At 72.3% G+C, this 8,539-nt stretch carries 10 protein-coding genes; 5 read left to right on the forward strand and 5 right to left on the reverse strand.

Features of this window, described 5'->3' with window-relative positions:
- The first annotated feature begins 20 nt into the window (after positions 1 to 20).
- The 4 genes from ACZ4UB_RS17165 (at position 21) to ACZ4UB_RS17180 (ending at position 3,901) form a co-directional block, all read left to right on the forward strand.
- Positions 21 to 782 carry an SDR family oxidoreductase gene (locus ACZ4UB_RS17165; RefSeq protein ID WP_354381997.1) on the forward strand — a complete coding sequence of 254 codons (762 nt, stop codon included), beginning with the start codon at positions 21 to 23 and terminating at the stop codon, positions 780 to 782.
- 152 nt (positions 783 to 934) lie between these two features.
- The gene (locus tag ACZ4UB_RS17170; protein ID WP_468070941.1) at positions 935 to 2,518 is read left to right on the forward strand and encodes an ABC transporter substrate-binding protein; all 1,584 of its coding nucleotides are present in this window, start codon (positions 935 to 937) and stop codon (positions 2,516 to 2,518) included.
- An 86-nt stretch (positions 2,519 to 2,604) separates the two neighbouring features.
- Complete coding sequence (locus ACZ4UB_RS17175; RefSeq protein ID WP_385778367.1) at positions 2,605 to 3,282, forward strand: uracil-DNA glycosylase; 678 nt, start codon at positions 2,605 to 2,607, stop codon at positions 3,280 to 3,282.
- Between the two features lie 133 nt (positions 3,283 to 3,415).
- Complete coding sequence (locus ACZ4UB_RS17180) at positions 3,416 to 3,901, forward strand: hypothetical protein (RefSeq protein ID WP_467957460.1); 486 nt, start codon at positions 3,416 to 3,418, stop codon at positions 3,899 to 3,901.
- Positions 3,902 to 3,938: 37 nt separating this feature from the next.
- Here ACZ4UB_RS17180 and ACZ4UB_RS17185 read toward each other — a convergent pair whose 3' ends face one another.
- Positions 3,939 to 4,427, reverse strand: a complete 489-nt coding sequence (locus ACZ4UB_RS17185) for a hypothetical protein (RefSeq protein WP_468070943.1) — start codon at positions 4,425 to 4,427, stop codon at positions 3,939 to 3,941.
- Positions 4,428 to 4,606: 179 nt separating this feature from the next.
- Entirely contained in the window at positions 4,607 to 5,128 is a 522-nt protein-coding gene (locus ACZ4UB_RS17190) for a DinB family protein (protein ID WP_468070945.1), read from the reverse strand.
- Positions 5,129 to 5,213: 85 nt separating this feature from the next.
- Between ACZ4UB_RS17190 and ACZ4UB_RS17195 the strand changes: the two genes are divergently transcribed.
- The gene (locus ACZ4UB_RS17195; RefSeq protein WP_468070947.1) at positions 5,214 to 6,119 is read left to right on the forward strand and encodes a Gfo/Idh/MocA family protein; all 906 of its coding nucleotides are present in this window, start codon (positions 5,214 to 5,216) and stop codon (positions 6,117 to 6,119) included.
- On the opposite strand, the gene lnt is transcribed toward ACZ4UB_RS17195, so the two are convergent.
- The 3 genes from lnt to ACZ4UB_RS17210 form a co-directional block, all read right to left on the reverse strand.
- Positions 6,064 to 7,638: an apolipoprotein N-acyltransferase gene (lnt, locus tag ACZ4UB_RS17200; RefSeq protein WP_468070949.1), complete on the reverse strand. Its 1,575-nt coding sequence runs from the start codon at positions 7,636 to 7,638 to the stop codon at positions 6,064 to 6,066. The genes ACZ4UB_RS17195 and lnt overlap by 56 nt on opposite strands.
- A 60-nt stretch (positions 7,639 to 7,698) precedes the next feature.
- Positions 7,699 to 8,166, reverse strand: a complete 468-nt coding sequence (locus tag ACZ4UB_RS17205; protein WP_468070951.1) for a nuclear transport factor 2 family protein — start codon at positions 8,164 to 8,166, stop codon at positions 7,699 to 7,701.
- A gap of 70 nt (positions 8,167 to 8,236) precedes the next feature.
- Positions 8,237 to 8,413, reverse strand: coding sequence for a hypothetical protein (locus ACZ4UB_RS17210; RefSeq protein ID WP_354381988.1), 177 nt, complete (start codon positions 8,411 to 8,413; stop codon positions 8,237 to 8,239).
- Between the last annotated feature and the right edge of the window lie 126 nt (positions 8,414 to 8,539).

Raw genomic sequence — 8,539 nt, forward strand, 5'->3', positions numbered from 1 at the left:
CGAGAGGCAGGGCGCACGTCATGACGTACAACGGCATCGACAGCGGCAAGGTCGCGCTGATCACCGGAGCCAGCCGGGGCATCGGCTACGGCGTCGCGGAGGCCCTGGTCGCCCGCGGCGACCGGGTCTGCATCACCGGCCGCAACGAGGACACCCTCAAGGAGGCCGTCGAGCGGCTCGGCGCCGACCGGGTGATCGGGGTCGCGGGCAAGGCGCACGACGAGGAGCACCAGGCGGTCGCCGTCGAGCGCACGATGGAGGCCTTCGGTCGGGTCGACTTCCTCGTGAACAACGCGGGCACCAACCCGGTCTTCGGGCCGATCGCGGACCTGGACCTCGGGGTCGCCCGCAAGGTCTTCGAGACGAACGTGATCTCGGCGCTCGGCTTCGCCCAGCGGACCTGGCACGCCTGGCAGAAGGACCACGGCGGCGCGATCGTGAACATCGCCTCCATCGCCGGCGTCTCGGCCTCGCCCTTCATCGGGGCGTACGGGATGAGCAAGGCCGCGATGATCAACTTGACCCTCCAGCTCGCCCACGAGATGGCCCCCGGGGTCCGGGTGAACGCCATCGCGCCGGCGGTGGTCAAGACGAAGTTCGCGCAGGCCCTCTACGAGGGGCGCGAGCAGGAGGCGGCGGCTGCCTATCCGCTCGGTCGGCTCGGCGTCCCCTCGGACATCGGGGGCGCCGCCGCATTCCTCACCTCGGCGCAAGCGGAATGGATTACCGGGCAGACCCTGGTCGTCGACGGAGGAATTTTTCTGAATGCCGGAGTCGGCTGACCGATAACCGGACGGATACGCTCCCGACCGGGTGTTAAATGCGTATCGAATATGCACGGAACCGGTCAAGTGCCCCACGGAACCTCCATATTGGATCCGTGGGGCACTGCGGTAGGGTCTGCCGCACCCCTGGCCGATCGAGGAGCGTGCACGTGTTCAACCGGACCAGATGCCTGCAGATCACTGCGGCCCTTGCGTCCATATCCCTGCTCGCCGGCTGCGGGCTGATTTCGGATTCGAGCGCAGATCAGACAAAAAGAATCGTCGTGGGTACGACGAGCGCGCCGAGCACCCTTGATCCCGCGGCGGCCTGGGACGGCTCGTGGGAGCTTTACCGGAACGTTTATCAGACACTCCTGGCATTTCCCACGGGAAGTACCAAACCGCAGCCCGACGCCGCGCAGAGCTGCGAGTTCACCGACTCCGCCAACGAGGCCTACCGCTGCACCCTGCGCAAGGGCCTGAAGTTCTCCGACGGCGAGGCGCTCGACTCCAAGGCCGTCAAGCACTCCCTCGACCGGATCCGCAAGATCGGCTCCAAGGTCGGCCCCAAAGACCTCTTCGGCAGCCTCGACCGGATCGAGACCCCGGACCCGCTCACGGTCGTCTTCCAGCTGAAGACCCCCGACGCGACCTTCCCCTTCGTGCTCGGCTCGCCCGCCGCCTCGCTCGTGGCCCCCAACGAGTACCCGGCCGACAAGGTCCGCAAGGACGGCAAGGTCACCGGCTCCGGGCCCTACGTCCTGGACTCCTACAAGGAGGGCTCCGAGGCGGTCCTGACGAGCTACGGCAACTACCAGGGCTTCGCGCAGAGCAAGAACAACGGCGTGACCATCCGCTACTTCCCGGACTCCAAGAAGATGGTCGCGGCGCTCAAGGACAAGGAGATCGACGCGACCTACCGCGGCCTCTCCGCGGACGAGATCAAGGACCTGCAGAGCCCCGCCTCGCACGCCGCGGGCATCCAGGTCGTCGACAACGTCGGCGCCGAGATCCGCTACCTGGTCTTCAACCCGAAGGACCCGGCGGTCGCCAAGCTCCCCGTCCGCGAGGCCATCGCCCAGGTCGTCGACCGCGGAGCGCTCGTCGCCAAGGTCTACCAGGGCACCGCGGAGCCGCTGTACTCGATGGTCCCCAAGGGCGTCGTGGGCCACAAGACGCCCTTCTACGACCGCTTCGGCCAGCCGGACGTCGACAAGGCCAAGAAGCTCCTCCAGAAGGCGGACATCGCGACGCCGGTGCCGCTCACCTTCTGGTACACCACCGACCGCTACGGCTCCTCCACCGCGCCGGAGTTCGCCGAGCTCAAGCGCCAGCTGGACGCGAGCGGACTCTTCAACATCACCCTGCGCGGCAAGCCCTGGAAGGAGTTCCAGGAGGGCTACAAGGGCGGCGAGTACCCGATCTTCGGCCGCGGCTGGTTCCCCGACTTCCCGGACCCCGACAACTTCATCGCGCCGTTCGTCGGCAAGGAGAACGCGGTCGGCACGCCCTACGAGAACCCCGAGATCCTCACCGACCTGCTGCCCAAGTCCCGGCGCGAGAGCGACCGCTCGGCGGTCACGCGCGAGTTCGAGCGGGCACAGCAGATCTTCTCCGAGGACGTCCGGCTGCTGCCGCTGTGGCAGGGCAAGCTGTACGTCGCCGCGCGCGACGACATCGCCGGCGGGGAGCGGGCGCTGGACCCGCAGACCGCCATGCAGATGTGGGAGCTGTCCCGCAAGACCAGCTGGTAGCGGGGAACGGGGCGGCCGGGTCCGTTGTCAGTGGGTGCCGGTAGGTTCTGGAGCAGTTGCACGAACGCGTACCGGAGGTTGTCGACGTGACCCAGCTGCTGCCCGAGTCCTGGCTGCCCGTCCTCGGTGAGGAACTGGACAAGCCCTACTTCAGCGAACTCCTGGAGTTCGTGGAGAAGGAGCGGGCCGACGGACCGGTCTACCCGCCGCGCGAGCAGGTCTTCGCGGCACTGGAGGCCACGCCGTTCGACCAGGTGAAGGTGCTGGTGCTCGGCCAGGACCCCTATCACGGCGCCGGCCAGGGCCACGGCCTGTGCTTCTCGGTACAGCCCGGCGTGCGGACCCCGCCCTCCCTGCGCAACATCTACAAGGAGATGAAGGAGGAGCTGGGCCTGCCCGTCCCGGACAACGGCTACCTGATGCCGTGGGCCGAGCAGGGCGTCCTGCTGCTCAACGCGGTGCTGACCGTCCGCGAGGCGGAGCCCAACTCGCACAAGGGCAAGGGCTGGGAGAAGTTCACCGACGCGGTGATCCGCGCGGTCGCCGCCCGGCCCGACCCGGCCGTCTTCGTCCTGTGGGGGGCCTACGCGCAGAAGAAGCTCCCGCTGATCGACGAGGAGCGCCACGTGGTCGTCAAGGGCGCCCACCCCTCGCCGCTGTCGGCGAAGAAGTTCTTCGGCTCCCGCCCCTTCACGCAGATCGACGAGGCCGTCGCCGCCCAGGGCCATGAGCCGATCGACTGGCGGATCCCGAACCTGGGCTGACGCCCGACCGCGCCTCGGCGCCATTGCGGCCCGCTCCGGCTAGCTTCTGGATGATCGGACCGCAGCGGGTCCGACCAGGAAGCCGGAGGCCGCATTGACCGAGCAGCAGCGGGAGGCGTCGGAAGACGCCGTCATGACCAGGATCGGCCAGGCGATCATCCTGCTGCACGCCGGAGACCGGGAAGAGGCGCGCAACCGTCTCGGTGACATCTGGAACGAGATCGGCGAGGAGGGCCCCGCCCTCCACCGCTGCACCCTCGCGCACTACATGGCCGACGCCCAGGACGACCCGGCCGACGAACTCGCCTGGGACCTGCGGGCGCTGAACGCCGCCGACGGGCTGCGGCAGGAACCCATCACCCTGCCCCTGCCGCAGCCGCACTCCGCCGTGCGGGTCTTCTACCCGTCCCTGCACCTGAACCTGGCCGCCGACTACGTCAAGCTGAGCCGCCCCGAGGCGGCCCGGATCCACCTGGCCCGGGCCAGGGCGGCCACCGGCGCGCTCGCCGACGACGGGTACGGGGACGGCGTACGGGCGGCCATCTCGCGGCTCGAACTGCGCCTCGGGACGGGACCGGACGCGGATCCCCGCCCCACCCCCTTCCCCGGCCAGCAGTAGCTCCCGCGGCGCCCGCACGGGACGCTCCCGCGGCGGATCAACCGCCGTGGACGCCCCCGCAGATCCTGGCCTCCGGACTGTCCGGCTGCCAGCCGCCGTGCCTGCGGCCCAGCGCGCACACGTCGGCCGGCCGCACCGGAAGGGCGGGCATCAGCTGCCGCTCCAACTCCGCCTGCGGCCCCTGCTCCGCGCCGCCGTGCCCGTGCCCGCGCCCGTGGTGGCGCACGGCGGGCCCCGACGGCGGGCGGGCGGGCTCCGGAATGTCCGGCACCGGGGGCGCCGCGTCCGCGGGCCCCTGCGCCGGCCGGGCCGCACCGCCCGGGGCGCCGCGCTGCGCCGCGCCGCCGCCCGAGGCGGTCTGCGGCTGCCCGCGCCCGGCCGGGACGGCCTTCAGCGCCTCCAGAGCGGGGGCCGTGACGACCACCGGCGCGGCCCCCGGGCCGCCGTGCGGATCGTGCTGCTGGTGCGGGGGCGGCTCGGCGGACGCGGCCCCGGCGGGCTGCGGCGCGTGGGGACTGACACTCACGCAGCCGGAAACGGCCGAGACCGCACAGGCGACTCCGAGGAGCAGTTTTGTCGTGGTTCGGGTTGGATGCACCCGCGCAACTCTGCTGTGTGAACACCCGGTTGCGAAAACCCGCGGGCGATATTCACCCCGCACGGGTGACGGCTACTGGCCGGTTGCCACTCGGTCGCCCCGCCGCGTCACTCGCCCGTCGCCCCGTCGATGTGCTCCCGCAGCAGGTCCGCGTGGCCGTTGTGGCGGGCGTACTCCTCGATCATGTGGGTGTAGACCCAGCGCAGGTTGAACTGTTCGCCGCTGCGGCTGCTGCGCCCGATCGACACCTCGTCGAGCGAGCGGCCCGCCGCCGCCTGCCGCGCGCGCTCGATCTCCTCGCGCCAGATCTGCTCGGCCTCGCCCCAGGTGTCCTCCTCGGTGAGGTGGAACTCGGCGTCCGGGTCCTCCTCCGTGCAGTAGAGGTCCTCCAGTTCCTCGCCCAGGGTGATCTCCCGGAACCAGTACCGCTCCACCTCCGACATGTGGCGTACGAGCCCCAGCAGGCTCAGTCCGGACGGCTCCAGCGGGGTCCGCCGCAACTGCTCGTCGGTCAGGCCCGCGCACTTCCAGGCCAGGGTGGCCCGGTGGAAGTCGAGCCATCCGTCCAGCATGTCCCGCTCGTTGGCGGTGGTGGACGGTTCGGTGCGGTCGGTCGTAGAAGTGCTCATGATCCGATACTGGCCGACGGAAGCCCCTCCCACCAGGTATTAAGCTGCGGGCGGTACGGTACGGCAGCGAACGAGGAGGAACCCCGTGAAGGTCGCATGCATCGGACTCGGTGACATCGCCCAGAAGGCGTACCTGCCCGTCCTCACCGCGCGCCCGGAGGTCGAACTCCACCTGCAGACCCGGACGCCGGCCACCTTGGACCGGATCGGGGCCCTGCACCACGTCCCGGCGGAGCGCCGCCACACCGACCTCGACGACCTGCTCGCGCAGGGCCTCGACGCCGCCTTCGTGCACGCCCCGACCGCCGTCCACCCCGAGATCGTCGCGCGGCTCCTGGAAGCCGGGGTCGCGACGTACGTGGACAAGCCGCTCGCCTACGAGTTGGCCGCCTCCCGGCACCTGGTCGAGCTCGCCGAGGAACGCGGCCTCTCCCTGGCGGTCGGCTTCAACCGCCGGCACGCGCCCGCCTACGTGCAGTGCGCCGACCACCCGCGCGAGCTGATCCTGATGCAGAAGAACCGGGTCGGCCTGCCCGAGGACCCCCGCACCCTGGTCCTCGACGACTTCATCCACGTCGTGGACACCCTGCGCTTCCTGCTGCCGGGCGAGGCCGACCACGTCGACGTACGGGCCGTGGTCCGCGAGGGCCTCATGCACCAGGTGGTGCTCCAGCTCTCCGGCGCCGGCTTCACCGCGCTCGGCATCATGAACCGCCTCTCCGGCTCCACCGAGGAGGTCCTGGAGGTCTCCGGGCAGGACACCAAGCGGCAGGTGGTCAATCTGGCGGAGATCATCGACCACAAGGGCCAGCCCACCACGCGGCGGCGCGGGGACTGGGTGCCGGTCGCCCGCCAGCGCGGCATCGAACAGGTCGTGGACGCCTTCCTGGAAGCCGTCGCGGCGGGCCGGACGCTCAGCGCCCGGGACGCCCTGCTCACCCACGAGCTGTGCGAGCGCGTGGTGCGCTCGGCTCTGGAGCAGGCCTCCTGAGCGAGCCGCCGCGCAGCGCGCGCACGCCCTCGCCCGCGCAGTACACCGCCAGCGCGCCCAGGGCCGCGGCCACCGGCCAGTCCCCGAAGCGCACGTAGAGGGTGGTGCCCCGGGCCAGCGGCACCTCGTACACCCGCGCCGCGGAGGCGGAGCCCGGCAGCGGCGGGCCGACGCGCTCGCCCGACGGGCCGTGCACCTCGCTGATGCCGGTGAGGGTGGCGTGCACGGTCGGCCGGCCGTTCTCGGCGGCGCGCAGCGCCCCCAGCGAGGCGTGCTGGGCCGGGGCCCAGCTGCCCTGGAAGGTGACGGTCGAGGACTGGTCGACCAGCAGGGCCGCGCCCTCGCGGGTGAGGTGGCGGCTCATGTCGGGGAACGCCGACTCGAAGCAGACCAGCGGCCCGATCCGGACCCCCGCCGCCGCGCTGGGCAGCTCCATCACCACCGGGGCGCTGCCCGGACGCCGGTCCTCCGTGGCCGCCTTGCCCGCCGAGGTCACCCAGCCGAGCAGCGCCCGCGCCGGTACGTACTCGCCGAAGGGGACCAGCCGCATCTTGTCGTAGCGCTCACCGGTCGGCCCCCGCGGACCCACCAGCACCGCGCTCTTGTAGATGCCGGGCGCGCTGCCGCTCCCGTCGGCGGGGCGCCGCGCGTCCACGTTGACCAGCAGGGGCGCCCCGACCCGCGCCGACAGGTCCGCGAGCCGCCGGGCCAGGTCGGGCCGCGCGCCCAGGTCGGCGCCGACGCTGCTCTCGCCCCACACCACCAGGTCGAGGCGCCGCCCGACCAGTTGCCGGGTCAGCCGCTCGCCGGTGGCGAACCGCTGCTCGACGCCCGCGGTGGCCCCCTGCGGGCCGATCTGCACGACGGCCACCCGCAGCTGACCGGCGGGGGTCGGCCCGGGCAGCCACAGCCACACCGCGCCGGTGAGCAGCGCGCATCCGCTCACCCCGGCCACCGCCGGGATCCGCGCGGCGGGCGCCGCGACCAGCAGCACCAGCGCGCAGTTCACCGCGACGATCAGCAGGCTGAGCAGCCACACCCCGCCCACGGAGGCCAGCCGCAGCGCCGGCGCCACCTGCCACTGGCTCGCCCCGAGCAGCCCCCACGGCCCGCCGAGCCCCTGCCATGACCGCAGCAGCTCCGACAGCAACCAGCCCGCCGGTACGAGGACCAGCGCGGCGCTCGCCCGCCCCGCGGCCACGACCCCGCCGAGCAACCGCCGTACCAGCAGCCCCCAGGGGATCCACAGCACGCCGAGCAGCGCGGCCAGCGGGAAGAGGAACAGGTGCAGGCTGGGCAGCAGCCAGTGGTGGACCGCCAGGATGAAGCCGGCGCCCCCGAGCCACCCCACCAGGGCGGCCCGCCGCCCGGTCGGCGCCGCACGCAGCAACAGCATCCAGGGCACCAGGGCCACGTACGCGAACCACCAGAGCGCGGGCGCGGGGAAGGACAGGGCGGGCAGTGCCCCGGCCGGTACGGCGGCCACCGCGTGCCACCACCGGGGCCGGTCGGTCAGCATGGCGCGCCTCCGTTTCCAGTGTGCGGCCGCCGGTCCCGGGGGGACAGGCGGGCAGCCGTATCAGGCGGACAGGTGGCGCCACTTCTCGTGGACCGTGACGCCGGTCAGGCGCCACCCGTCGCGGGTGCGGGCGAGCACGAAGGTGTAGCGCCCGGCGGCCACGAAGTTCGGCGCCGTGCTGCCGGGATCGGATCCTTCCCCGGCCAGCCGCATCGGATTCAGGAAGTCCGCCTTCACTTCGGCGCGGTCACCGGCCGAGCCGTCCAGGGTCTCCAGGTCGATCCGCCGGTTGACGATCAGGTGCTGGCGCACGGGGAAGAGCCGCATCGTCTCCTCCAGCCACGCCGCGACCTCGTGGACCGGACCCTCGATCCCGCCCGCCGAGCTGTAGTCCGCCCGCCCCGCCGCGGTGAACAGGGCCCGGTAAGCCGCCCAGTCGCCGTCGTCCACCGCCACCGCGTACCCGGTCACCACGGCATCGATCGCCAGCCGGTCCATCACCGTCGCGAGTTCCACACGCTGCGTCATCGGGTCAGTGTGGGACAGCGGGCCCGCGAGTCCAAGGGGCGCGGAGCCCCCGGATCCGCGGGCGGGCCGCTCAGTGACCGGAACGCGCCTCCCGCTGCCTGACCACGACGAGGAACGCGTCGCTGGCGAGGTCCATGACGACCTCGGCCGCGATCCCCTCGTGCTTGCGCTGGGCGGCGTACTCCTCGGCCGGCCAGCTTCCCCACGGACTTCCGGCCGGAAAACGCTCCAGCACCACTCGCTTCATGGCTGTGCACCCCCTGCTGTGTCGCCGTTCTCCCAGGCACAACGACGCGGGGGGGGGGGGGGGGGGGGGGGGGGGGGGGGGGGAAGGGGAGGGGGGGGGGGGGGGGGGGGAGGACCAGGGCGCCGG

It is taken from the genome of Streptomyces sp. NPDC028419, from assembly GCF_055565515.1.